General features: G+C 61.2%; 18 protein-coding genes and 4 pseudogenes. 13 read left to right on the forward strand and 9 right to left on the reverse strand.

What is annotated here, in order from left to right:
- The 6 genes and pseudogenes from C1D09_RS33400 to C1D09_RS00935 form a co-directional block, all read right to left on the reverse strand.
- The coding region (locus C1D09_RS33400; RefSeq protein ID WP_143972559.1) for a glycine zipper domain-containing protein at positions 1-210 on the reverse strand (210 nt) is incomplete at its 3' end.
- A 90-nt stretch (positions 211-300) separates the two neighbouring features.
- A pseudogene (locus C1D09_RS00915) lies at positions 301-503 on the reverse strand (nodulation protein NodU); the annotation flags it as partial.
- A gap of 70 nt (positions 504-573) precedes the next feature.
- A pseudogene (locus C1D09_RS00920) lies at positions 574-882 on the reverse strand (integrase core domain-containing protein); the annotation flags it as partial.
- Positions 883-1,091: 209 nt separating this feature from the next.
- Entirely contained in the window at positions 1,092-2,606 is a 1,515-nt protein-coding gene (locus C1D09_RS00925; RefSeq protein ID WP_143972560.1) for a hypothetical protein, read from the reverse strand.
- Complete coding sequence (locus C1D09_RS00930) at positions 2,603-7,603, reverse strand: AAA domain-containing protein (protein WP_143972561.1); 5,001 nt, start codon at positions 7,601-7,603, stop codon at positions 2,603-2,605. The genes C1D09_RS00925 and C1D09_RS00930 overlap by 4 nt, the downstream gene beginning before the upstream one ends.
- A gap of 123 nt (positions 7,604-7,726) precedes the next feature.
- A pseudogene (locus C1D09_RS00935) lies at positions 7,727-7,845 on the reverse strand (transposase); the annotation flags it as partial.
- A 552-nt stretch (positions 7,846-8,397) separates the two neighbouring features.
- Here C1D09_RS00935 and C1D09_RS33560 point away from each other — a divergent pair.
- The 10 genes and pseudogenes from C1D09_RS33560 to C1D09_RS00985 all read left to right on the forward strand — a co-directional run.
- Positions 8,398-8,706: pseudogene (locus C1D09_RS33560) on the forward strand (hypothetical protein); the annotation flags it as partial.
- A 304-nt stretch (positions 8,707-9,010) separates the two neighbouring features.
- On the forward strand, positions 9,011-9,280 hold the full coding sequence (locus C1D09_RS00945; RefSeq protein ID WP_143972562.1) for an acylphosphatase: 270 nt from the start codon (positions 9,011-9,013) through the stop codon (positions 9,278-9,280).
- A gap of 159 nt (positions 9,281-9,439) precedes the next feature.
- The gene (locus C1D09_RS00950; RefSeq protein WP_143972563.1) at positions 9,440-10,090 is read left to right on the forward strand and encodes an aromatic ring-hydroxylating oxygenase subunit alpha; all 651 of its coding nucleotides are present in this window, start codon (positions 9,440-9,442) and stop codon (positions 10,088-10,090) included.
- Positions 10,087-10,932 (forward strand): aromatic ring-hydroxylating oxygenase subunit alpha, encoded by an 846-nt coding sequence (locus C1D09_RS00955; protein ID WP_143972564.1) that lies wholly within the window; start codon positions 10,087-10,089, stop codon positions 10,930-10,932. The genes C1D09_RS00950 and C1D09_RS00955 overlap by 4 nt, the downstream gene beginning before the upstream one ends.
- Positions 10,929-11,582, forward strand: a complete 654-nt coding sequence (locus C1D09_RS00960) for a glutathione S-transferase family protein (RefSeq protein WP_143972565.1) — start codon at positions 10,929-10,931, stop codon at positions 11,580-11,582. Before C1D09_RS00955 ends, C1D09_RS00960 begins: the two co-directional genes overlap by 4 nt.
- A gap of 1 nt (position 11,583) precedes the next feature.
- Positions 11,584-12,963 carry an amidohydrolase gene (locus C1D09_RS00965; protein WP_143972566.1) on the forward strand — a complete coding sequence of 460 codons (1,380 nt, stop codon included), beginning with the start codon at positions 11,584-11,586 and terminating at the stop codon, positions 12,961-12,963.
- 33 nt (positions 12,964-12,996) lie between these two features.
- On the forward strand, positions 12,997-14,091 hold the full coding sequence (locus C1D09_RS00970; RefSeq protein ID WP_208760330.1) for a BMP family ABC transporter substrate-binding protein: 1,095 nt from the start codon (positions 12,997-12,999) through the stop codon (positions 14,089-14,091).
- A 2-nt stretch (positions 14,092-14,093) separates the two neighbouring features.
- Positions 14,094-15,617, forward strand: coding sequence for an ABC transporter ATP-binding protein (locus C1D09_RS00975; protein WP_143972568.1), 1,524 nt, complete (start codon positions 14,094-14,096; stop codon positions 15,615-15,617).
- Entirely contained in the window at positions 15,614-16,714 is a 1,101-nt protein-coding gene (locus C1D09_RS00980) for an ABC transporter permease (protein WP_143972569.1), read from the forward strand. Before C1D09_RS00975 ends, C1D09_RS00980 begins: the two co-directional genes overlap by 4 nt.
- Positions 16,711-17,622: an ABC transporter permease gene (locus C1D09_RS00985; protein WP_143972570.1), complete on the forward strand. Its 912-nt coding sequence runs from the start codon at positions 16,711-16,713 to the stop codon at positions 17,620-17,622. Before C1D09_RS00980 ends, C1D09_RS00985 begins: the two co-directional genes overlap by 4 nt.
- A 459-nt stretch (positions 17,623-18,081) precedes the next feature.
- Here C1D09_RS00985 and C1D09_RS00990 read toward each other — a convergent pair whose 3' ends face one another.
- The 3 genes from C1D09_RS00990 to C1D09_RS01000 form a co-directional block, all read right to left on the reverse strand.
- A complete protein-coding gene (locus C1D09_RS00990) occupies positions 18,082-18,345 on the reverse strand; it encodes a hypothetical protein (protein WP_143972571.1) in 264 nt (87 codons plus the stop codon).
- A gap of 145 nt (positions 18,346-18,490) precedes the next feature.
- Entirely contained in the window at positions 18,491-19,084 is a 594-nt protein-coding gene (locus C1D09_RS00995; RefSeq protein ID WP_010913455.1) for a DJ-1/PfpI family protein, read from the reverse strand.
- A gap of 173 nt (positions 19,085-19,257) precedes the next feature.
- The gene (locus C1D09_RS01000; protein ID WP_143972572.1) at positions 19,258-19,959 is read right to left on the reverse strand and encodes a GntR family transcriptional regulator; all 702 of its coding nucleotides are present in this window, start codon (positions 19,957-19,959) and stop codon (positions 19,258-19,260) included.
- 204 nt (positions 19,960-20,163) lie between these two features.
- Between C1D09_RS01000 and C1D09_RS01005 the strand changes: the two genes are divergently transcribed.
- Genes C1D09_RS01005 through C1D09_RS01015 form a run of 3 tightly spaced genes read left to right on the forward strand, consistent with a single transcriptional unit; the run spans position 20,164 to position 23,729 of the window.
- Positions 20,164-21,390: an iron-containing alcohol dehydrogenase gene (locus tag C1D09_RS01005; protein ID WP_143972573.1), complete on the forward strand. Its 1,227-nt coding sequence runs from the start codon at positions 20,164-20,166 to the stop codon at positions 21,388-21,390.
- Positions 21,391-21,406: 16 nt separating this feature from the next.
- The gene (locus tag C1D09_RS01010) at positions 21,407-22,894 is read left to right on the forward strand and encodes an NAD-dependent succinate-semialdehyde dehydrogenase (protein ID WP_143972574.1); all 1,488 of its coding nucleotides are present in this window, start codon (positions 21,407-21,409) and stop codon (positions 22,892-22,894) included.
- Between the two features lie 10 nt (positions 22,895-22,904).
- Entirely contained in the window at positions 22,905-23,729 is an 825-nt protein-coding gene (locus C1D09_RS01015) for an alpha/beta hydrolase (RefSeq protein WP_143972575.1), read from the forward strand.
- Positions 23,730-23,773 lie beyond the last annotated feature (44 nt).

The raw sequence follows: 23,773 nt of genomic DNA on the forward strand, positions 1-23,773 counted from the left end.
CTTTCGCATACATTTCCCGTAGCGATCCCGGTAGGGGCAGCGGTCCGGTTCATTGGCCCGGCCGATCAACGCACCGGCAACGGCGCAGTCGGCGCCACCAACAACGGCGCCTTGCACCGGATCATTTGCCACGGCAGCGCCTATGGCCGCGCCGCCCTGGCCGCCGACCGCTGTACCCTTTTCCGGCTGAGAGTTGGCGCCCAGCGCCATCAACTACCCTCATAGGAATCATCCGCTATTCGGCTACACGCATGTAACCGTCAGGCGGAAGCGGACGGTCAGTAGTTTCTGGCGCTCATTTCAACGGCTTGCACCACATTCGCCAACCGGTCGTTGATTTTTCAGGTTGGTCAACAGCAACCCATTGCACCAAACGTGGTCCACGCGTCCCCACTCACAGGCTGCCGCGGCATCGGGAAAGAACCCACGTCCGTTAAGGTTGGCACTCGTGTTGCAGAGCAGCGGAACGCCAGTGAGTGTTCATATTCGACCAGGAGCTCACTCCGTCTAGCACGCTGACGTTGCCTCCAGTTTTTATCCAGTTTTGAGTTCGTTTCCGGCGTGGGTTGTGCCCTACTGGGCGGGTGAAGCGACGGCCGCTGGCGCGGAGCCTTTGGCATAGCGCAGCGCGAGCGACCGTCGCGGATTGAAGGTAGTGGCGAACTCGGCCGGTGTCTGCCAGGCGATTTGGGAGTGCGGCCGCGCAGTGTTGTAGTCGGCGCGCCACAGGGCGATGGCTACGCGCGCCTGAGCCAGCGAGGTAAACAGCGTCTCGTTGAGCAGTTCATCGCGCAGTCGGCCGTTGAAGCTCTCGATGAAGCCATTCTGCATTGGCTTGCCGGGCGCAATGTAATGCCATTCGACGCGGTTCTGATCCGCCCAGTAGGGCACCCACGCCGGAAACGAACTCAAAACTGGATAAAAACTGGAGGCAAGGTCAGATGCACTGAAACAAACAAGGCGGGTGGCGAAAGACCCTGCATCTTATCGGGGCGTGGGACATGGCAAAGCAAATTCACATAGGAAAGCACCGGCTGCAGTCAACAGAGCTTATTCGGGTACGAAAATCGACCTATATCAAATTTTTAGATCTATTTTAATGTAGATTCTCCGGATTCCGGCATAGTTTCTGCTGATTTTACTTTCCGCGGGATCGCCATTGCCCGCTCCACATCACTCCGCAGCACGTCGTTTCCGACGTATCTAAGTACCCGGTCTATGACAAATGAATGGGCCCTATCAAGGACGACCGGATCGAATGATGCGAAACCAAGTGGGGCGGCGGTTCCTGTCTGTGTTCCGATCGGGGCATGAACCAGTGCCGCAAAAGCAACTCCCGGCAAAAGCAGCATTTCTAGAGATGGAGACACTTCAAAGGCGTCAAGAATCTCCACGCGATCGAAAGCTTGTTCGACATACTTCGCTGGCTTGCCGGCAACAATGCAGTAGCTCTGTGGCTCGTTCTCGTCGTTACCCTCGTCTGCCCCCACCCTGCGTCGCAAGAGCGCGATAACATCGCGAAGAAGAGAAGTAGCGCCCCAAAAGCCAACGTTAGGAGGCACGGAAAGGACAACGCCTGGCGGTTCCTCGACATTACGGATCCCATAATCGACCACTCTCAAAAGCCGCTCGATATTCTGTTGTGTGGTGATCTGTCCGACGAGCGGTACAGTCATACGGTCCGTTCTGGGGTCGCCTGTGCGCGAGACAGCTTCGCGCCAATATCGCTTTACCGACAATCCAGCCTGAATCGTGAAATCACCAAGGAACTCAGGCGCCAAATCAATCAGAGTTTGGTAGGCAGCGCCATCACGGTCAGGTCGAGAGCTGGCACGCAGGCCTGTCGTAAGGAAATGACCTGCGGCCCTTTCGACCTCCGGTCTGTCCCCAAGTTCGACATCGGGTCGCCAAGCGTTTAGGTCAATTTCGCCCAAACTTGGATTGGCAGCCTGTGCATAAACCTTCATCCGTATGGGGACTTGGAAGCGATCGCCAGGCGACACGCTATCGATTGAATATAGATCCCGCTTCTGCACCTGTTCACGATCCGATCGGTCGCCTAGTTCGCGAAAGAAGCGACGAAATCGATCAGGAATATCTTTCGAGATTGTCCCAGAGGTTGCCTCCTCGTCCAACACCAAGTCTGGAAGACCCTGCTCCAACTTGTCTAAACTACGTTGAAGCTCAGGAGCCAAGGCAATTAGATCAAACCCATAGGATCCACGTCGGCCCTCAACCTTATAAATCACCGGGCCATCGTCTCCGTCGTTAAAGAGTCTTTCACCGGGATTTGCCAGCCAAAGCCGTGCTCCTTCGCGTTCCAAGTAGCCAGGTCCAGTAGCTTCTTCGAGCACATATTCCATCTCAACACGATCGTAGCCGAAGAACTCGCGCGCATCGTCCTCGCTAAGACCAGGCACCGCTTTGACGAGGCGCAACAGGAATTCCAACGTGGGGCTTACCAACCCTAAGATGGCCACCTTGTACGAGATATCGTAACGTCGACACGGCAACAGGAGATCATAGACTCCCATTTCCATTCGCTTGTCTTCTTCGGGAGGGACGAGTTCATCGACCTTCAGACGCAGTATGGGACGGCCAATCATTTCCTCCTCCTGCCACCGGTAGGTCCTTCACCGCGGCTCTCTTTTGGCGACGCATTTTCGTTGAATCTAGGTTCCAAAATCTCCCTGGCAGTCACAGTTCGCGCCGAACCCTCGACCACACGTTTCGCGAAGCCAGCTACCAATTGCCCCATCGGACCAGCGGTACGCCAGCGGTGTCGAGCCCCAACGATTACCAAGCGGTCCATTGCTCTGCTGGCGGCAACATTTATCCGGTTGGGAGCGACGAGGAAGCCTTCCCGAATAGTGCGAACCGGGCCTTCCTGCGCTCCATCGATGTTATTCCGCACCAACGAAAGCACGACAATCGGGTTTTCCTTGCCTTGGTAGCTGTCTACGGTTCCTACCTTGATGTGCTTAGTCAGCAGCTCCGATACCGATGATCTAAGAAGCTTCCGATGGATGAGGTCCCTTTGGGCTGCGTACATGCAAATTATTCCGACGGCGATTGGAAACTCCGTCTGCGCTTCAAGCCATTGGCGAAAGGGCGAGTGAGCACACCATGTTTCCAACGTCGCTACGATTGCGTCGGCCTCGACCCTGTTCTGCCTGCTTCCCCCTTCCTTCATTTTCGCGTCATATGCCGCTTCTCCCAAATCGTCAGTTTCTATCCAGGTCAGAGGGTGGGACAGTTCCCCAGGCAACAGGTTGAGATCAATCGCCGGCTTTTCTCTGCCGGCCTCGAGATCGAGTTTTGGATAAAAGGCCTCCGAAACCAGCTTTCCGATTGGAGGAAGCATGCGGTACTGGGTCCGTAGGCGCGCGCCCGCCGCCAATCCATATTTCGTCTCGAATACCCTTTCAAAGTCGCTTCGTTGGATCTCGTTCTTCGCGATCTTTGTCCTTTCAGCAACCTGTTCGATAACCTCGGCCTTGTGCTGCGGCTGAAGCTGGGCTTGATCACCTACAAGCACTGCCCACCGAGCCACCTGCAACGGGACCAGAAGCTCGCTAGCCGTGCATCTTGCGGCTTCGTCAACGATAACCAAATCGAACGCAGTGCTGGTCAAGCCAAGGGAAGCTCGCCCGAGCCCAACACATGTGCCGATCACAACTTGCCGAGTGCCTGCAAGAAAGGTCTCGAAACTGCGCTGCGATCGTGATGCGCTGCCGACGAAGTCTCGCCCCAACCTCGCCGCAGAGAGAAGTCGGTTGAGCTTGTCCGCGCTAGCGGCACCCGACCTCCCGTGGCGCGTCATAAGGCACTCAACTAAGGTGTGATTGAAATCATCAGCGCTGCCGTCAATATCATCCACCAATGAGGGGTCTAACCCGAGCTGCACGAGCATCGCACCCAAGGTTTCCTTCAGCCCATTTATACGCTCCTGCGGAGGCTCCGAAGCTGTCTGGAATTCCGCAAGCCTTCGCCCAATCGGCCGGATCGCAGTTTCGATCAAAATTGCCTCGTTGACGATTTCAGGCGGCATGCCCAGCGCAGTGCCCACAATGTGCATTCGCTCACTAAAAGAAGCATGAAAGCGATCCTTGAAGGCCTGCTCGACTTTGCGTGTGTGGTATCCTCTGATCGGATCGGAAACCTGATCGTCGTTCATCGCCACCCGAAGCATGCTTGGTTCCTCCTTCGATGCTCGGAACAGCTTGAGCAATGCTTCGGCGGCGGTATTCACTGCCTCGTGCGACTGGCTTGACAAGAGAACGTTTCGAGCGAGGCCTTCCGTGATCGCGTAGTGAGCCAGCGCTGCAATAAACCGCGTTTTCCCAGTTCCCGGAGGCCCCTGCAAAAGACCCAAAGGGCGCGCAGAGATGATGCGTTCGAACGCCGCGACCTGGTCTGCGTTCAAGTCGTATTTAGCTAGTTCCAGTCTCTTAAGCGAGTGAGGGACAACCTTAGGAACCGCTCTAGTCCGTGGATCGAAGACGGAGACAAGGCTGCCGGCGCGACCGTTGCCAGCTAGTATGCGGTCCACGGCCTCTCCACGGCGACGAAGACTCTCGGTTTCAAAATGGCTGACAAAGCGTAGCCGCTGTCCATCCTCGACAAGGCGCCTGCCGGCGCTGCCGTACTGCGTCGTCTCTATCACCACGAGACTGGCTCTCGAGTTTTGAACGTCGAGCTCTCCAATTCGGCGCCAAATACCCTTGTTTCCCAACCTCTCGACCGCGACTGTATCGTTGCGGTCGAAATCAAAGGTCCCGCTTTCCAACTCAAACGAGAGCCGGTGCCGTCCGGCAGCTCCGTCAAAAATACTGTCCGTTTGGGCCACGCCCTCTGTGGTCAGTTCCTTCTCGCTGTCGATAAGGTTGCGCCAGAGCAAAGGAACGTCGACAGAGTCCGGTCCGGCAACTGGAGTCGCCGCTATCTCTTCAATCAGTCGTTCCTCGTCGTCTTCATCTGACGCCCCGAGATCACCAACTTCAAGAGAGCTCGGGTCGAGATCGCGGCCGTTTCCTGCAAGCGAGGCTGCAATAGCGTCACCTTCAAGAAACTGCTCCATAGAAGAAAAATCATTGTGGTCCGAGCGTTCGACGAGCACTTCCCCTTCGAAGTTAAACACCTCGTGACGGGCGACAATTCCAATGCGCGTCTGGCTCAGTCTGCGACGGGTCGCAGATTTTAATTTTCCAGCGTCGTCTAGTCGGAATTCGATTTCCTCAAACGCACCTCGCAAATGCACAGTGGCTGGTCCACGCACTGGGCTCCGGTAACTGCGCAAAAAGAAACGTCCTTCGTCCGGCTCCAGCGCACCGATTTCGGAACCGCGGATGGCTAACGTGAGCACAGTGGCGGCGGCGGTCGCGAGATCACTGTCGGCCTCCTCCAACTCGCCTAACGTTTTGTCGATTGCCTCCACGAGGGGAAGAATCGTCGCAAGACGCGGCTCCATTTCCCTGCAGGTCGCGATCGCTTTCGAGAGTCGGCTAGCATGCTCCGGTTTGAAGCGTGCGGCGCCAAAAATCTCCTCTGCCAAGCAAGTAAGGCCATATCTGTCGCGTTCGAAGCGATCGCCCCCAGCAATCGCATACGCGGAATTTTGTATTTCGCCTTCCGAAAGTGACGAGAAGTCCAGAATATCTATCAGGAACGTTTTTCCATCTTCGCGGATTACGATGTTCTCAGGCTTCAGATCTCCGTGACCGACACCCGTAGCATGGAGATTTTCGACAATTTTGATCAGCCGCCGCACCGCAGCCAAGGCTTCGATCGCCATTTGCCATCGTTGCGGGTGCTCCTCGATGATCGAAAGCAGTGAGGAACCCTCGATCCATTCTTGGACCACCGCAAAAGCGTCGCCAAGCCAAGCGATAGTATGAATGGCCGGGATGCCCTCTGGCTCGTCGGCTTTGATCTCTGCTGCTCTATCGAGGAAGGCGAGTATCCGCGCGCCCTCTTTTCGGAGGTCGCCCCAGGCTGATTGCTTCCACAATTTAACCACGAGTTGCTTATCGTCTGCGGCAGTACGCCATGCATCCAAGCGATCGCTCTCGCGAATCGGTTCTCCGACAACTGGATACGCTGACGCCAAAGCTAATTGGGAACGTATGACCTCCCGATATCGAGCCAGTCCGATCTGAACCTCTTCAGGGGTAGGATGCTGTACAGTTGCCTTGTTGAATGCCTCAAGAGCTGCACGAGCGTCTGGAAAACGCTTCTTCGCATCAAGCTCCAGGCCCTCCGCAAACCAATGATGCAAGACCTCGAACTCAGCTCCTGCATCGACGGCGGCAGACCACTCCGGCGGATTGCCACCGGGCAGACAGCCATAGATAATTTGGTGCACTGCGACCGCGCCGAGGAAGACGTCCCGTCGCATTGGCCCCGCGTTTTCGCCAAGCACGTCCTCAGGGACGGTTACGCTCGCCAGAAAATGATACCGAGAGTCGCCGAGAGATCTCACCTCGGGGAAACGTGCGGCGAAAAGGTGAGAAATCTGGACGGTGGTCGGTGCTTCAAGCCAAATGCTGTGCCCGCCAAGATCCAGATGGGCCGCAGAATTGCGATGAAGTTCCGCCTGAACCGACAAAAGCTGTCGCGCGAGCTCTATACGTTCGACGGGCGAAAGGCTCTTCACCTCGGTCTTGGCAAAGTCAGATAATCGCTTCAGCCGTGGTCGGCGGTCGTAGATCTCCCAGTAGTGAACACTCCGATCGGGATCTTCGAGCCTTGGCGTTAGCAGGTTCCGATCAATGCTGTCGCTCCTGTCGCGCAGCCAGTGATAGACTTGGCGTTCCCGGCCCGCGATTTCCAGACGACCTTCCTCTGTCTGGAACCGAGCGTCCTTTACCTTGGTAAAATCCCAAAGGCGAAGAGTACCGAAGCTCGGGGGCGTCCCCTCTTCACGAGCGTCATATTCTCGGTAAATGCCATCAGGGTGCTCGAACGTCGACGAATCATCAGCAACATACCTCTGAAAGCTTCTCCGCCCTGGCTTGAAAAGCGTCGTTGGCCCTGCGTTGAAGAAGCGGCTCAGGCGTTCTTTCCAGGTTGATTCGGTGAGTGGATGATGGACGATGTATTCTGCAATATTCCCGAAGGTCGCTCGATCTGATTGATCGGGGAACACGGCTGCTTTGAATTCACCGAGGGTGAGGACCTTCGCCCGTTCGGCTTCGGTAATTCCAGAGCGGTCCGCTTTACCGATGAGGACGACGAGGCCTTCAACCCGTGGGACCGGGACATGCTTTGTCTCTGGTCGTTTCGCAAATTCCTTAGTTAGCAATATTCCCAACTGCCGCGCGATGTCGTTTATTTTGCCGACCGGCGACGCGTCTTTGTCGTGGCCATCGAGAAGCCATCGACCGTCTACGCTCTCGATGTTGCCGTACCAATCCTTGAGGTCGATCGCGAAGATCCGGCGGTTGGTGACGAGGATAACGTCTATCTCCCGAGCTTTTCCGGCTCCCAGCGCCAGATCAAGATTCGTAAAGGCATACCAGTCCCGCGGCATAGCTGCCTTCAGTCGGTCAATGCCTTTGACTTCGCGCTGGTGAATGCCGCGCCCGCTGTTCGTGATGTGCAAGACTACTCCCCCGACCCAATCACGGGCCAACCTACAGTATCGAGCATGCCCCAGTCATGCGTTCAAGAGCGAGCGCGCGTCAACGCCCAGTTGAATATCCATCCCGCCGAAGCGAGCCTTTCAGTTGTAGATCGAGGCGTCGCTGACCCCGTGCTTGCGGCACAGATCGGCAACCGATACCCGGCCTCGTGTTCCTTCAAAATTCCGATGACCTGCTCTTCAGAGAAGCGGCTGCGTTTCATGTCCTGGTCCTCTCGATGGGCCAGACGAACTTCAAACCGGATTAGATCAGAGGGGCAAGGTCGGCTCGAGCGCAACGCGCCACCGAGACGTCCCTTGCCTTTAAAACGCAAGAAACCGCCCCGGCTAGACCGGGACGGCTATTGATTTATGACAGAATTGGTTGCGGGGACACGATTTAAGGCTGCAAACCGCCCTATAACTTGCAAAGGAATCGAGTTAGCAAACGAATTCAGTGGCAGCACTGTATTGGCGGTATCCCTCTCCCGACTCGACCCCCCGGATCATGGGATGTCATTGAAGGGGGACGAACTGGGCCACCCCAAGTAGCAACCGCTATCGGCTTGTGAGATAAGGTGCAGGTATGCCGGCGTCGTAGCGTGCAGAGCGAGGTTTGGGAACCAAACTAATCCACAGAAATATTTTGTTGGTAGTCCTGTTGGTAGGTGCCGTGGCTATGCGAACCACAAACATTTGAAAGCAAAACCAGATTTCATTTACTTGGATTCCGCCTCTGGGCACCATTGCCTCCTCTTCCACATTCCCTTCCGCCGCATCCGGACACCAAAGAGCGGCAGTTGGCCCACATTGAGAACAACGACGTTCGTCGAGCCTACGCCCGGGTTGAGCACTGGGAAGAGCGCATCAAGATGATGCAATGGTGGGCCGACTATCTGGATGAACTCGAGAGCAACAGCGTACGGGTGATCTCGATCGGAGGACGCGGCAAGCCAGCTGTCTATACGCCACCGCGAGCGTCGACTTCTCTCGTCTGGTCTGGCGAACGACCAGCAGGAGGACTGGTTTTTAGTCCAGGCGGTATGTCTGCCTTGTCTCGCAAAATGTCGATGAAGACATGTTGACCAGGCGTGAGCGCGACTGGTTGGACTGAAACCTGTCGGTCGATCCTGGTGATCAACCCGAACATAGCGGTCATTCCCGTCTTCGACTTCTGGTCTGGCGTGACGACGCCTCAAAACAGATGCCTCCAATGATACTGTCGTTGGCGCGCTGCGGCGGGAACTTACTCACAGACGAGAATTTGCGGACGTCATGGAGGATTGAGGGATCACAAGCCCCACCACAGCCTGTTCACGGCGCTCGATCAGGTGCTTCAGCGATTGAGCACAGAGAGATATACATCTGTTTTCATAGCCGAGGTTTTCCATGAGCGAGCAAAATCGATATTCCTGGCAGGAGCGCATGACGATCCTCGGCGATGTCGAGGCGGCATCCTTCCTTCCGTGGATCGAGCGTCATGCTGCCAAGCTCGGGCTCGCACAGGCCATATGCGTTGCCGGTCCCGACCGCATCGAACTCGACCTTGCCGGTCCGGTCGAACTCATCGACATGATGGAGATGGGGTGCTCTCTTGGACCAATTGATGTCTGGGTCGAGGCCATCCGCCGGGCGCCGATCAAGAGCGAATCGGGCTAGTTTCCGGACTGCGGCCTCCGCCTGCCAAGGTGCCGTGCACCTTTTTTGGGCATTATTGCCAGTGAGGAAATGTTGTGCAAACCTAACCCGGCCTATTAGCATATCCTTGACCGCGAAGCGGCGCTCGGGAAGATGCTTGTGTTGTTTGAAAGTTGATGCATGCCGCCTTATCCGACCGGCTCTTGGATGCCTGTTGCCCTCTCCGCGGATTTGCCGGCGGGAACCGTGATGCCGGCGCAATCCCCGGTCGGACCGATTGCCCTTTGGCGCAGCCGCTCCGGCCGTGCGGCGGCCTTTGCCGACAGATGTCCTCATCGCGGCATGCGGCTTTCCCATGGCTTCGTGCGCGGTGAGGCCCTGTCCTGCATCTATCACGGCTGGAGCTATGCCCAGGCGGGAAACTGCCTGCGCATCCCGGCCCATCCGGGGCTTGCGCCGCCGGAGACTATTCGCGTCGCGACCCACACGGTCGAGGACAGCGGCGGGCTCATATGGATTTCCGTCGGCCAAGCCGCTGCCCCGCCGCCGCGGCTCGACGGCGTGACCCCGCTGCGTTCCATGATGGTGGAAGCGGACGTCGCGGCGCTGGAGGCGGCCGCGGGCGCACAGGCCGAGGGAGGCGTGCTCGACCATACCCACGATGGCCGGGCGCTGCGGCTGCTGCTTGCCCCCGAAGGGGAAGCGCGGACGCTCATGCATGTTCTGGTGGGCGAGGACGCCAATCCGACCGAGCGGATCGCCGCGTCGCGGGCCGCCGAAACGCTGCGGCGGGCGGCCGAGAGCATTCGGCGCGGCAGGGCCGTCCAATGAGCCGCAACGCGATGATCGACGAATGGTATCCGGTCGGCCTTGCCAGCCAGCTCGATGCGCAGGGGCGCAAGACGACCCTCATGGGCGAACCGATCGAGGTGCGGCTTGGCGACGACGGAAACGCCATGGTCACGGGGGGCAACGGACGCGCCCTGCCGGTCTGCGTGCGCTATGGCCATGTCTGGTCGTCGCCGGGTGAGCCGCATAGGGCGCTGTTTGCGATTCCTGAGGCCGATCAGCCTGGCCGCCGGCTTGTCGATGTCGGGGTGGTGCGGGTGCGTTGCTCGCCGTTGCGCGCGGTGGAGAACTTCCTGGACATTGCGCATTTTCCGTTCGTCCATACCGACATATTGGGGGCCGAACCGCATACGGAGGTCCAGAACTACAAGGTCGAGATCCGCGAGGACGAGGACGAGGTTTGGGCGACCCAGGTTAAGTTCTACCAGCCGCAGGCCGCCAGGTCGGCGGAAGGCGGCATAACCACGGAATACATGTATCGCGTGCCTGCGCCGACCTGCTCGATCCTCTACAAGACCTGTCCGCCGCGCCCGGGCGAATGGGACGTCATCACGCTTTTCGTGCAGCCTCTTGCCGAAGACCTGTGCGACGTGTGGCCATGGATGGCGCTGTTCGACGACGAGACGCCGATGACGGACCTGATCCATTTCCAGCAGACGATCTTCGTCCAGGACCGATCGATCCTTGAAAACCAGATTCCGGGGCTGCTGCCGCTCGATCCCGGCATGGAGATTCCCACGCGAGCCGACCTCACGTCCGTTGCCTACCGGCGCTGGCTGAAACGCCATGGCTACACCTACGGCGCGCAACTGGTGGCGCAATGAAGCTCTACGACTATGTGCTGTCGCCGAGCTGCTACAAGGCGCGCCTGATGGCTGCGCTGGCCGGGGTGAAGCTCGACATCCGGCCCGTCGACTTCCATCCCGGTGCCGAGCATCGCGGTCCCGAACTCATGGCGCTTAACCCGGCGGGTTCGATCCCGATCCTGGAGGATGGCGACCTCGTCCTGACCGAATCCTCGGCCATGCTGGTCTACCTCGCCGCGAAGGCGGCGCCGCAATGGCTGGGCAACGATACGGCCGGAGAGGCGGCGCGCGTCCAGCAATGGCTTTCCTTCTCGCATCGGCTGACCGCCAGCCTGGGGGCGGCGCGCCTGCATGAGATGTTGCTGCGTCCGGGCAATATCGATGTCTTTCAGGGACAGGGGACAACGGCCCTGCGGGAGCTGGAAGCCGGCCTCGTCGAACAGCATATCCGCGGCCAGCGCTTCCTCGCGTCGGACCGGCCGAGTGTCGCCGACATCGCCTGCTTTCCCTATGTGGCGCTGGCGCCGGACGGCGGCGTCTCGCTCGATCCCTATCCACTGATCCGGCTGTGGTCGCGGGCGATCCGCGGCCTCGACGGCTTCATCGAGATGCCCGGCATCCACCGGCTGCACGAGCTCAGCCCCGAGCCCGTCCCAGGCGAGGCCTGACATGGCGGGCTGTCTGTTGAAGAACTGCGCCGCGGTCATCGTGGACGATGGCAACGGTCCGCGCGTCCGTCGCAATGTCGATGTGTTGACCGACGGCCCGGCGATACGGGCCATCGGCGAAGGCCTCGACAAGGGGGATCTGCCTGTCGGGACCGTCGCGCAGGATGCTGCCGGCTGGTTCGTCTATCCCGGCCTGGTCAACACCCATCACCACTTCTTTCAGTGCTTCGTGCGCAACCGCGCCGATCTGGACTGGACGAAGCTGTCGGTCATCGAATGGCTCGACCGCATCTATCCCATCTTCTCGCGGCTGACCGAGGAGTGCTTCTATCACGCATCGGTCACGGCCATGGCGGAGTTGATAAAGCACGGCTGCACGACGGCGTTCGATCATCAATACTGCTTTCCGCGTCATGCCGGGAAAAGGCTGATCGACCGGCAGTTCGAGGCGGCCGAACTGCTCGGCATGCGCTTCCATGCCGGACGTGGTGGCAACACGCTGCCGAAATCGGAAGGCTCGACCATCCCCGACGCCATGCTGGAAACGACGGACGAGTTCATCACCGACTGCGCCCGGCTGATCGACGCCTACCATGATGCCGGTCGCTTCGGCATGCGCCAGGTCGTCGTCGCGCCCTGCCAGCCGGTCAACTGCTATCGCGAGACATTCGTGGAATCGGTGGCGCTGGCGCGCGACCGCAAGGTGCGCATGCATACCCATGTCGGCGAGGGTGAAAGCCCGGTCATGCAGGCCCGCCATGGCCTGCGCACCGTGGACTATTGCGCGGAGGTGGGCTTCTGCGGGTCGGATGCCTTCTATGCCCATTGCTGGGAGCTGACCCACGACGAGCTGGCCAAGATGGCCGCCAGCGGCACCGGCGTCGCGCACTGCCCGGAGCCGGTCTATCTCGTCGGCGCCGAAATCACCGACATACCGGCGATGTCGGCCCTCGGGCTCATTGTGGGCTTGGGTTGCGACGGCGCCGCCTCGAACGACAATTCCAACCTGATGCACTGCATCCATTCCGCCTACATGCTGCAATGCCTGTCGGCGTCGACACGCGACCATCCGGTTCCACCGCCGGTCGATTTCCTCGGTTATGCGACAAGCGGGGGCGCGGCGCTGCTCGGGCGCGGCGACATCGGCAGGCTGTCACCCGGCATGGCCGCCGACCTGTTCGCCATCGACACGCGGCGCATGGACTATGTCGGCACGCGGCACGATCCGCTGAGCCTGCTGGCCAAGGTGGGCATCGGCACGCCGACCGACATGACGATGATCAACGGCCGCATCGTCTGGGCCAAGGGAGAATTCCCGGGGCTCGACGAGGCCAGGCTGTTCGCGCAAGCCGAGGCGGCGCTCGCGACCGTGGAATTCTAGCAGCCAAAACCAAAAGCAAGGGGAACCGACATGCTGACAAATCTTACCCGCAGAACATTGATGAAGGGCGCTGCCGCTACCGGGCTCGTCGCCGCGGTGGGTAGCCGCGCGCTTGCCGCCGACGAACCGCTGGGCATCGTGCTTGTGGTCCCCTCGCCGGTGGGCGACGTCGGCTGGGGCCGTGCGCTGGCCGACGGGCTCGAGCCGGTCAAGGCCGCCTACGGCGACAAGGTGAAGGTCACCATCATCGAGAACATTCAGGAAGGCCCCGACGCCGACCGCATCATGAACAAGGCGGTCGCCGACGGGAACAAGTTCCTGATCGCCGGTTCCTTCGGCTACCAGAACGGCGCCCTGCAGATCGCGCGCCGCAATCCCGACGTCACCGTGCTGCACGCTTCCGGTTTCCAGGTGGCGCCGAACTTCTCGCCCTTTGCTGCCCAATATTCCCAGGGCACCTACCTGATGGGCATGGCGGCGGCCGCGCTTTCGAAGACCGGCAAGCTCGGTTCCGTCTCCGCCTTCGCCATCCCCGAGCTGATCACCTCCATCAACGCCTTCACGCTGGGCGCGCAGGCTGTGAAGCCCGATGTCGAGGTTTCGGTCGTATGGGTGAACTCCTGGTTCGATCCGGCCAAGGAGCAGGAAGCCGCCAAGGCGCTGCTGGCGCAGAAATGCGACGTCATCTTCTCCAACGCGCAGGACACGCCTTCCGTCGTCTCGGCCTGCGAGGAGGCTGGCATCCCCGCCTTCAACCTCAACTCGTCGATGAAGAAATACGCGCCCAAGACCTATCTCGGCTGCGTGGCGACCGATTGGTCGCCCTTCTTCAAAGCCTCAGTCGACGCCCACCTTTCCGGTACCTTCAAGGGCGCCAACGCCTTCTTGGGTGTCGGCGACAAGGTCGTCGAAGTCGTCGACTGGAACCCCGGCATCCCGGCCGACGTCATGACCAAGATCAAGGACGTCGAAGCCAAGATCGCCGACGGCAGCTTCTCGCCCTTCACCGGTCCGATCGCCAAGGCCGACGGCAGCGAAGGCGTGCCCGCCGGAAAGACAATGGCCGTGGCCGAGATCGTCGCCATGGACTGGCACGTCAAGGGTGTCACCACGCCGCTGCCCAAGTAACCATGACCGCTCCGCTCCTGTCGCTGCGCGGCATTTCCAAGAGCTACGGCCAGATCCATGCCAATCGGGACATTGATCTGGACGTGGCTCCGCGCTCGATCCATGCGATCCTCGGAGAGAATGGGGCGGGCAAATCGACGCTGATGAAGCTGATCTACGGCGTCGAGCAGCCGGACGCCGGAACGGCGAGCTGGAAAGGAGAACCCCTCGCGCTCGCGTCCCCGGCGGATGCGAGACGCAAGGGGATCGGCATGGTCTTCCAGCATTTCTCGTTGTTCGAGACGCTGACGGTGGTGGAGAACGTCCGGCTGGTTGTGCCCGGGAGCAAATCGGTTCTTGCGCAGGGCATCCGTAAGCTCGGCCGCGACTTCGGCCTGGAGGTCGATCCACTTGCCCACGTGCACGCGCTCTCGGTCGGAGAGCGGCAGCGGGTGGAAATCATCCGCTGCCTGATGACCCGACCGCAGCTCCTGATCCTCGACGAACCGACCTCCGTCCTGCCGCCGCAATCGGTGGACAAGCTTTTCGAGACGTTGCGGCGGCTGCGCGACGGTGGCGTGTCCATTCTGTTCATCTCGCACAAGCTGGAGGAGATCCGTGCGGTCTGCGACCGCGCGACCATACTGCGCGGCGGGTGCATCACGGGCCATGTGGATCCCCGCGATCACGACGCGCACGACCTCGCCCGCATGATGATCGGCCGCGACATGCCTCAGCCCATGCCAGCGCTTGCGCATTCCGGCGGCGAAAAGCGCCTTGAAATCGTCGGCCTCGACCATCGGCCGGACGATCCCTTCGCCGTGGCGCTTTCCGACGTCAGCCTGACGGTCCGGGCGGGAGAGATCCTCGGTATCGCAGGCATATCGGGCAACGGGCAGAGCGAACTCGCGGCGCTGATCTCGGGCGAGACGGTGCTGCCGCGCGACAAGTCAGAGCGTATCTTCATGATGGGAAGGGACGTCGGCGCGATCGATGCGGCGGCCCGCCGTCGGCTGGACTTTGCCTTCGTTCCGGAGGAGCGGCTGGGCCGCGGCGCGGTGCCGGAAATGTCGCTCGTCCTCAACAGCCTTCTGACTGCCCATCCCTCCGGCCTCTTGAAACGCGGCCTCGTCGACACGGCCCGCGCGAAGGCCTTCACTGAAGACTGCATCCGGCAGTACGATGTGCGCACGCCGGGTTCCGAAACCGAGGCCGGGGCGCTTTCGGGAGGCAATCTGCAGAAGTACATCGTAGGCCGCGAGATCATGCTGTCCCCGAAATTGCTGTTCGTGGCGCAGCCCACCTGGGGCGTTGACATCGGCGCCGCATCCGCCATCCGTCGGCGCCTTGTCGCGCTGCGCAACGAAGGCATGGCCATCCTGGTCATCTCGGAGGAACTGGAGGAACTGTTCGAGCTCTGCGATTCGATCCAGGTGATCCATCAGGGCCGGCTGAGCCCGCCGCTGGTGACGCGCGACACCAGGCCCGAGGAGATCGGCCGCTACATGATCGGCGCGCATTCGACGGCCGAAAAGGTCCCCGCATGAGCGCCCTGTCACGGCCGTTCCTTCCCGTTCTGGTTCGCCGGGAACACGCTTCGCTTGCAATCAAGCTGGTCGCCCCGCCCGCTGCGCTTGGCCTGGCGACGCTGCTCAATCTCGGGCTCTACCTCCTGATGGGCCGCGATCCGGCCGCCGTTTTCCACGCGATGCTTCTGGAACCCTTCCTGTCGTGGGCCTCCTTCTCGGAAGTCCTGCTGAAGATGGGGCCGCTGCTGCTGATCGCGCAGGGGCTTGCCATCGGCTTTCGCGCAAAGGTCTTCAACATCGGCGCCGAGGGCCAGTTCATCCTCGGCGCGATCTTCGCGTCGGCCATTCCCATTTGGCTGCCGCAGGCAACGGGCCAGTGGATCTGGCCCGCCATGCTCGTCCTGGGCGCACTGGGCGGCGCGCTTTGGGCCTCGCTCACGGCGTTCTGGCGCGTGCGGCTCAACGCAAACGAAATTCTCGTTTCGCTCATGCTGGCGCTCGTTGCCGCACAGGTGCTCAACTATCTGCTTCTCGGCCCCTGGAAGGACCCGGCCGGCTTCAACTTCCCGCAGTCGGTCATGTTCCAGTACGACGCGATGGTGCCGATCCTGATCCCAGGCACCCGCGTCAACGTCTCGCTGCTCATCGCCTTCGCGTTCTCCCTTGCGGCCTGGGTCTTCATGCAGAGGAGTTTCGCCGGCTACAAGCTGCAGGTCGGCGGCCTTGCGCCGCGCGCAGCCGGATATGCCGGCTTCAACGAAGGACGCGCGATCTGGCTTTCCCTCCTCATCGGCGGCTTCGCGGCAGGCCTCGCCGGGGCGGCCGAGGTCGCGGGGCCGCTCGGCCAGTTGCAGCGCTCCATCTCGACCGGCTACGGCTATGCGGCCATCATCGTCGCCTATCTGGGTGGCCTTCACCCGATAGGCATCGTTTTTTCCGCGCTGCTCATGGCGGCCCTCTATATCGGCGGCGACAACGCCATGGTCTCGGCAAACCTGCCGGTCGCCGCGGTCCGGGTCTTCCAGGGCAGTCTGCTGCTCGCCTATCTCGTCGCCATCGCCTTCGTCCGCTACCGGCTCGAATGGCGCCATGCCGCCCACGGAAGCGCTCCATGAATGCCCTCGAATTCATCGTCGCGGGAATGCTGGCGGCGGCCACGCCGTTCCTTTTGGCGGCGCTGGGCGAAATGGTGGCAGAGCGGGCCGGCGTCCTTAATCTCGGCGTGGAGGGACTGATGGCCCTGGGAGCGGTCATCGCCTTCATCGTCGTCTATCACGGCGGCGGTCACCTCCTTGGTTTCGTCGCCGCGGGCCTCGCCAGCACGGCTCTTTCCCTTGTCTTTGCCGTCATCGCGCTGGGGTTCCGCGCCAACCAGGTCGCGGTGGGTCTCGCCATCGGCATACTCGGCCAGGGCCTCTCGGCGCTGTTCGGCAAGAGCTATGAGAGCCTCACGGTCAAAGGCCTACCGAAGCTTTCATTGCCCTGGCTTTCAGATATCCCGGTCATCGGCGGCCTGTTCGTCGAGGATGTCGTCGTGTGGCTCTCGCTTGCTGCGACCGTCGCCATCTGGGCGATATTCGCCTACACCAAGACCGGCCTTGTCGTGCGTGCCGTCGGCGAGAATCCCAAGGCGGCCCATGCGCTCGGCTATCCGGTAATCGCAGTGCGTTTCGCCGCGGTCGCTTTCGGTGGCGCGTTGGCGGGTTTCGCCGGTGCCTACGCGGCCGTGGTCTACACTCCGCTCTGGGCCGATGGCATGATCGCCGGGCGCGGCTGGATCGCGATCGCGCTCGTGGTCTTCGGCACTTGGCTTGCCAGCCGTATCTTCCTCGGTGCTTGCCTCTTCGGCGCCGTGTCACTCGCAAGCCTCGCGGCCCAGACAACTGGGCTCGACGTTTCCTCGCAACTTCTATCGAGCCTACCTTATCTCGTGACAATCGTCGTGCTGGGCATCATTTCTTCGAACCGGCGTCTGCTCAAGCTCAACGGCGTGGCTTCGCTGGGAGAGCCTTTCGAACAATAGTGTCGCTCGCCACCCGGGCGCGCAATAAGCGGACATCCGAGCGCAGGTCGGACCGTCCTCAGGGCATGAAGGGCTGCACCCAATCCTCAAGACCGCCGGGAGCACGGTAAGTTGAACAGCGCAGCCGCCGGCGGCGACAGCAGCTCGCAAAGCCAAAGCACGCCGAGCGCGCATGAGCGCCGGCGACCTCGCGGATGCGATTGCGGAGCCAGCGCACCGCTGGCTTCTCGCCAGATAGAGCGAGTGTCGGCAGTTGGCTGATCTGGCCCGCCCCTGGCGACCCGCCGTGTACCCCTTGCAACGGATAAGTTTGTGGGTAGCGATCCGGGTATTACGCATGCCCAGGAGGTCCGTTACCAGGCCTCAACCGCGGCAAACGCAGGACGATCACTGCATATAGTCTGACCGTACCCATGGAGACACACGGGGCGACGCAGGTTACATCACTCGCTCAAAGCGTCACACCACTCCCGCCCTGTGACCCGGATGGCCTTCATTATGGGCGTCGGCGTCAGCCTGGGCCTGTTCTCGCGTTGGCCTGTTTGGTCCAATCCAGCCACCGGCCTGCGGGCAATCTTGACATGATGCGAAGTAGACGCCGGTAAATTGCTCGCCTGTGCCATCGCCACCGCCAGCCTCGGTCCCAGTGCCGTGCTTCCATTTATGCGCCATGCTGTGTTTGTCAAACGGATCCACCATTTTGTCGATTTCGTCACCAGGCATGGACGTCTCCCAAGTTTGAATTGCGGGGAATTCCGACCCGCAACCATACCACACGTGTCCATTAGCGATTTGTAAAGTGCCTCACGTGGCTAACCGCCTGTAAATCGCCAGTTCATCCGCTATCCGCGCACTATCCACGACCTGCTCAGGCGTGACGGATCTCGGTTCCCAGGACCTTCAAGCATTCGCGGATGAAGGCCGCAAGCGCCGTCCAGCCCTTGGCGGAAACCATCGTGCCGTCCACATAGGCATCGGTGGGGGACAGGTCGATGTAAGTGCCGCCGGCAAGCGTGACCTCCGGCTCGCAAGCCGCGAGAGCTCCGACCTTCTTGCCGCGGACGACGCCATCGACCGCGATCAGAATCTGGACGCCGTGGCAAATCGTGAAGATCGGCTTTTTGGTCTCATGGAAATGGCGCACGATCGCCTGCACGCGCTTGTCGGTACGAATGTATTCGGGCCCGCGGCCGCCTGCGCAGTAGACGGCATGATATTGGTCGAGCTGTCTTTCGGCTTCCGAGAACGTCTTGTTGATCAGTGCGTAGTGGCCGAGCTTTTCAGTGTAGGTCTGGTCGCCCTCGAAGTCGTGCAGCGAGGTCTTGATCAAGTCGCCGGCATTCTTGTCCGGGCACACCACGTGAACCGTGTGGCCCACGGCCTCCATCGCCTGCTGATAGACGAAGATCTCGTATTCCTCGGTGAACTCACCGGTCAGCATCAGTATTTTCTTGCCTGGCATGGCTCTTCCTCCTGTTGGGCCTGGGCGAGGCGCCGATCGCGCCTCGCCTGTCTTCGAAATCGGATCGGATCAGAACGGCGAATCCGGGAAATAGGCGCCCGGCACGGTACCAGTGGGCAGCGCGCTTCCTTCGTTTGCGGCGATATTGGCGGCAACGAACATCCGGTCCGACCTCAATCGAAGGCCGGAAGCAAGCGATCGCGCGAATGCTCGATATGGACGCGCATCGCCTTTTGGGCGGCGTCGGGGTCGGCCGCGCCGAATGCGGCGAGGATCGCCTCGTGCTCGTCGAGCGCTTCCTCGGTCACGCGGGCATGATACATCAGGCGGAAGATATGGAAATGGGTATGCTGATGGCTCAACGTTTGCCGAATGAGTTCGTTTTGCGAAAACTCCATGATCTTGTCATGGAAGATCGCGTCCTGCCGGGCGAAGTTCGAATAGCGCAGGCGATCGTCCTTGCCTTCGCGCCGTGACATCACGCCGGCCGCGTCCAGCAAAATGTTGAGCTTGGCTTCATCCATGGCAGCGGCGGCTTTCGCCGCGGCATGCGGCTCAAGCAGAAGGCGCATCTCGTACAATTCGTCGAACCGGCGCCGTGTGATTTGCGGTGCCGCGCGATAGCCGATCAGGTGCGTCTTGAGCACCAGGCCTTCGCCTTCGAGGCGGCCGAGCGCCTCGCGGATCGGGGTGTGCGAGACGTTGAATTCCTTGACCAGGCTGTCGACGGTGATGCGCGAACCCGGCGCGATCTTCAGCGCCATCAGCTGCGCGAAGATCGCTTCGTAGACATCCTCGACCAGGCTGTTGGAGCGCTGGATGCGACCGCCGCCGGCGGTCCTGTCGCTCGTGTCGATTGAGTTCGCGGCCTGCATCTTTTTTTGCCTCTTGACAGTGCGGACTGCTAACACGATGGTCTAGCGGATGCAATCCTATATCCTATACGATTTTAAAGTGGATATGTTTTCCGAGCCTTCACATAGGTGCTGGAGGCTGTCCTGGCGCGGTTGCGGACAGATGGCGGATCCGTCGCGACAACGCTTACCAGTTCGGCCGCCGCCAAAGGACAGAAGATCTTCATGAGCCTCTTCGCCGCCCTCCGGCTTCCGCGTGAAATCCTTTTCGGGAAAGGCCAGCGCCATGTGCTGCCGACAGTCGCCAGCAGGTTCGGCCAGCGCGCCCTGGTCTGTACGGACGAGCGTTTCGCCGGCACGTCGGTGTTCACGGAAATTGTCAAATCGCTCCAGGCTGCATCGATCGAGGTGCTGGTGCATGACCGTGTGCTTCCCGACGTGCCACGCGACAGCGTCGGCATTTGCGTCGACGAGGCCGCGAAATTCCAGCCCGAGATGGTGATTGGCATTGGCGGCGGCAGTTGCCTCGATTTCGCCAAATGCGCCGGCCTGCTGCTCAGCCATGGCGGCAAGCTTCAGGACTACTATGGGGAGTTCAAGGTTCCCGGCCCGACGCTGCCGCTGATCGCCGTGCCCACCACCGCGGGCACCGGCTCCGAGGTGACGCCCGTCGCGGTGATCTCCGATCCGGACCGGACGCTCAAGGTCGGCATATCCAGCCCCTATCTGATCGCGGCGGTTGCCTTGTGCGATCCCGAACTGACGATGACATGCCCCCCTATTCTCACCGCGATAGCCGGCGCCGATGCCTTGACCCATGCGATCGAGGCCTTCACCGCGAAGCGGCGCGGCGAGGACCCCAGCCTGGCGCAACAGCATGTCTTTATCGGCAAGACCGCGCTGACCGACCATTTCGCCCTGCTGGCCATAAAACTGCTGGGCCGCAGCCTGGAGAAAGCCTGCACCGACGGCACCGACGCCGATGCGCGCGCCGATGTGATGATGGGCGCGCTGGCGGCGGGCTGCGCATTCGGCACCGCCGGCACGGCGGCGGCGCATGCCGTGCAATATCCGGCGGGCGCCCTCACCCACACCGCGCACGGATTGGGCGTCGCGACGATGATGCCCTACGTCATGACCTACAACAGCCGCGTGGTCGCCGCCGAAATGGCCGAGATCGGCGCAGCGCTTGGCCTTGAGCCCAAGGGCCGGAACGCCGGGGAGATGGCGGACGCCACCATCGAGGAAATCCGGCGGCTATTTACGGCGATCGGCATCACGCCGACACTCGCCGATCTCGGCCTTCCCGCCGACAGGCTCGACTGGACCGCCGACCAGGCACTCGGCATCGACCGCCTGATCAAGAACAACCCGCGCCCCTTCGACCTCACTGCCATGCGACGCCTGGTCCAGGCCGCCCATGACGGCGACCTCGCAGCCTGCGCCATGTAATCCACGGAATGAAACCATGAACCTTCCTCCCAATGCGCTGTGGATCGACCAGGACGACTATGATGTTCGCGGCTTTTCGCACGGACTCTACATCGACGGCAGATGGCGACCATCTTCCGACGGCCGGGTCATTGGCGTCGTCGATCCTTCGTCGGGGTCCGTCATTGCAGCGGTGCCCGATGCGACGATCGAGGACGCCTTGGCCGCGGTCGACGCGGCGGCCAAGGCGGCGTCGGGATGGCGGGAGACGGCGCCGCGCAAGCGCTCGGAGATCCTCAGGCGCTGTTTCGAACTCATGGTCGAGCGGTCGGAAACGCTCGCCATGCTGATCTCGCTGGAGAACGGCAAGGCTCTGCGCGACGCGCGCAGCGAGGTTGCCTACGCTGCCGAGTTCTTCCGCTGGAACGCGGAAGAAGCGGTCCGTATCACCGGCGAGTTCGGCACCGCGCCATCCGGCACCAACCGCATCGTGGTCGACTATGAGCCGATCGGCATCTGTGTGCTGATCACGCCCTGGAATTTTCCTGCCGCGATGGCGACACGAAAGATCGCGCCGGCATTGGCGGCCGGTTGCACGGTGATCCTGAAGCCGGCCAGCGAGACGCCGCTGACGGCCTATGCGCTGGCCGCGCTCTACGGCGAGGCCGGCGTGCCGGCCGGCGTCGTCAACGTGCTCACCACGACCAGTCCCGGTTCGCTGACCTCGGCCATGCTGGCCGATCCGCGCGTCAGGAAGCTCTCATTCACCGGCTCGACGGGTGTCGGACGAACCTTGCTTGGCGAAGCCGCCAAGCATGTGGTCTCCTGCTCGATGGAACTCGGCGGCAATGCTCCTTTCGTCGTTTTCGACGATGCCGACCTCGATGCCGCCCTCGACGGCGCCATGATCGCAAAGATGCGCAATGCCGGCGAGGCCTGTACAGCCGCCAACCGCATCTATGTGCAGTCAGGCATTCATGACGCGTTCGCCGACGGCCTTTGCAAGCGCATGGCAGCTCTCAAGGTCGGACCAGGCATGAGTGCGGATACCGAGTGCGGGCCGATGATCACCAGAAAGGCGGTCGACAAGATCGACCGCCTTGTCAAGGACGCCGTGGGCCGGGGAGCCAAGGTGCTTTGCGGCGGCTCAAGCCCGGACGAGGAAGGCTTCTTTTATCCGCCGACGGTCCTGTCGCAGGTTCCGCCCGACGCCGATATGGCGCATGAGGAGATCTTCGGGCCGGTAGCGCCCATCACGCGATTCGAGACCGAAGCCGAAGCCATCATGCATGCCAACAACACCGAATACGGCCTTGCCGCCTATATCTATACGCGCGATGTGGGCCGAGGATTGCGGGTGGCATCGCGGATCGAGGCCGGCATGATCGGCCTCAATCGGGGGCTGATGTCGGATCCCGCGGCGCCCTTCGGTGGCGTCAAGCAGAGCGGCCTGGGTCGCGAGGGCGGCCAGCACCACGGCATCGCCGAGTTCATGGAGGCGAAGTATATCGCCGTCACCTTCTGATCGGGCATCCATGCAGAAAGACCCCTTCCGCACCCGCGACCACGTTGCCGACTTTGATGACATCGTGGCCGATATCGTGGCGCGCAGCGCCACGACCCGGGCGACGATGCCGATGGTGGCTGATGTCGCCTATGGCAACGGCGAGGCCGAGAGGCTCGACCTGTTCTTTCCGCCGGGCGAGCGTCAGGATCTTGCGGTTCATATTTTCATCCACGGCGGCTACTGGCGCATGTTTTCAAGGGGTGACTATTCCTATGTGGCGAACACAGTCACCAAGGCCGGTGCGATCGCGGTCATCGTCGATTATGCGCTGATGCCCGCGTTCAGGATGGCGGCGATCGTGGAACAGGTCCGGCGCGCCAAACAATGGGTGATGGACAACATCGTCGACCATGGCGGCGATCCAGGCCGGATAAGCGTCAGCGGCCATTCGGCGGGCGCGCACCTGGCCACATTCCTGTTTGAAAAGGCGCCAATGCCATCACGTATCCACGCAGCACTGCTGCTGGGCGGCCTTTACGACCTGAAGCCCCTGCAGAAATCCTTCCTCGAGCCGTTGATTGGCATCACCGACGAGGAGGCAACTGCCTTCACGCCAATGACGCGGCGGCATGATCCCGGGACGGCAGTGACCATTCTCGTCGGGGACCAGGAAACGCCCCCTTTTCACCGGCAAGCGGCTGACTTCGCGACGCTCCTGCGCGCGCAGGGGCACGGGGTCCGCGACCTCCGCCTGAAGGACCGGAACCATATGACGAGCGTACGGGATCTGGGCATCATCGGTACGCAAGCTGGCGATTGCCTGATGCAGACGATTGAAACGACCCTCGTCTAGAGTATCCGGGTAGGCGATCGAAACAGCTTTGCTCTCATTGGCCA

The sequence above is a fragment of the Mesorhizobium intechi genome (assembly GCF_002879535.1).
In the GTDB taxonomy this organism is placed as follows: Bacteria; Pseudomonadota; Alphaproteobacteria; order Rhizobiales; family Rhizobiaceae; genus Mesorhizobium; species Mesorhizobium intechi.

Bases quoted from the DNA above. Each gene is read 5' to 3' on its own strand.
- C1D09_RS00925 (WP_143972560.1), bottom strand. From the start codon at position 2,606: ATGATTGGCCGTCCCATACTGCGTCTGAAGGTCGATGAACTCGTCCCT.
- C1D09_RS00960 (WP_143972565.1), top strand. From the start codon at position 10,929: ATGAAGCTCTACGACTATGTGCTGTCGCCGAGCTGCTACAAGGCGCGC.
- C1D09_RS00950 (WP_143972563.1), top strand. From the start codon at position 9,440: ATGCCGCCTTATCCGACCGGCTCTTGGATGCCTGTTGCCCTCTCCGCG.
- C1D09_RS00995 (WP_010913455.1), bottom strand. From the start codon at position 19,084: ATGCCAGGCAAGAAAATACTGATGCTGACCGGTGAGTTCACCGAGGAA.
- C1D09_RS01015 (WP_143972575.1), top strand. From the start codon at position 22,905: ATGCAGAAAGACCCCTTCCGCACCCGCGACCACGTTGCCGACTTTGAT.
- C1D09_RS00990 (WP_143972571.1), bottom strand. From the start codon at position 18,345: ATGCCTGGTGACGAAATCGACAAAATGGTGGATCCGTTTGACAAACAC.
- C1D09_RS00945 (WP_143972562.1), top strand. From the start codon at position 9,011: ATGAGCGAGCAAAATCGATATTCCTGGCAGGAGCGCATGACGATCCTC.
- C1D09_RS00985 (WP_143972570.1), top strand. From the start codon at position 16,711: ATGAATGCCCTCGAATTCATCGTCGCGGGAATGCTGGCGGCGGCCACG.
- C1D09_RS00965 (WP_143972566.1), top strand. From the start codon at position 11,584: ATGGCGGGCTGTCTGTTGAAGAACTGCGCCGCGGTCATCGTGGACGAT.
- C1D09_RS01005 (WP_143972573.1), top strand. From the start codon at position 20,164: ATGAGCCTCTTCGCCGCCCTCCGGCTTCCGCGTGAAATCCTTTTCGGG.
- C1D09_RS00955 (WP_143972564.1), top strand. From the start codon at position 10,087: ATGAGCCGCAACGCGATGATCGACGAATGGTATCCGGTCGGCCTTGCC.
- C1D09_RS01000 (WP_143972572.1), bottom strand. From the start codon at position 19,959: ATGCAGGCCGCGAACTCAATCGACACGAGCGACAGGACCGCCGGCGGC.
- C1D09_RS00975 (WP_143972568.1), top strand. From the start codon at position 14,094: ATGACCGCTCCGCTCCTGTCGCTGCGCGGCATTTCCAAGAGCTACGGC.
- C1D09_RS00980 (WP_143972569.1), top strand. From the start codon at position 15,614: ATGAGCGCCCTGTCACGGCCGTTCCTTCCCGTTCTGGTTCGCCGGGAA.
- C1D09_RS01010 (WP_143972574.1), top strand. From the start codon at position 21,407: ATGAACCTTCCTCCCAATGCGCTGTGGATCGACCAGGACGACTATGAT.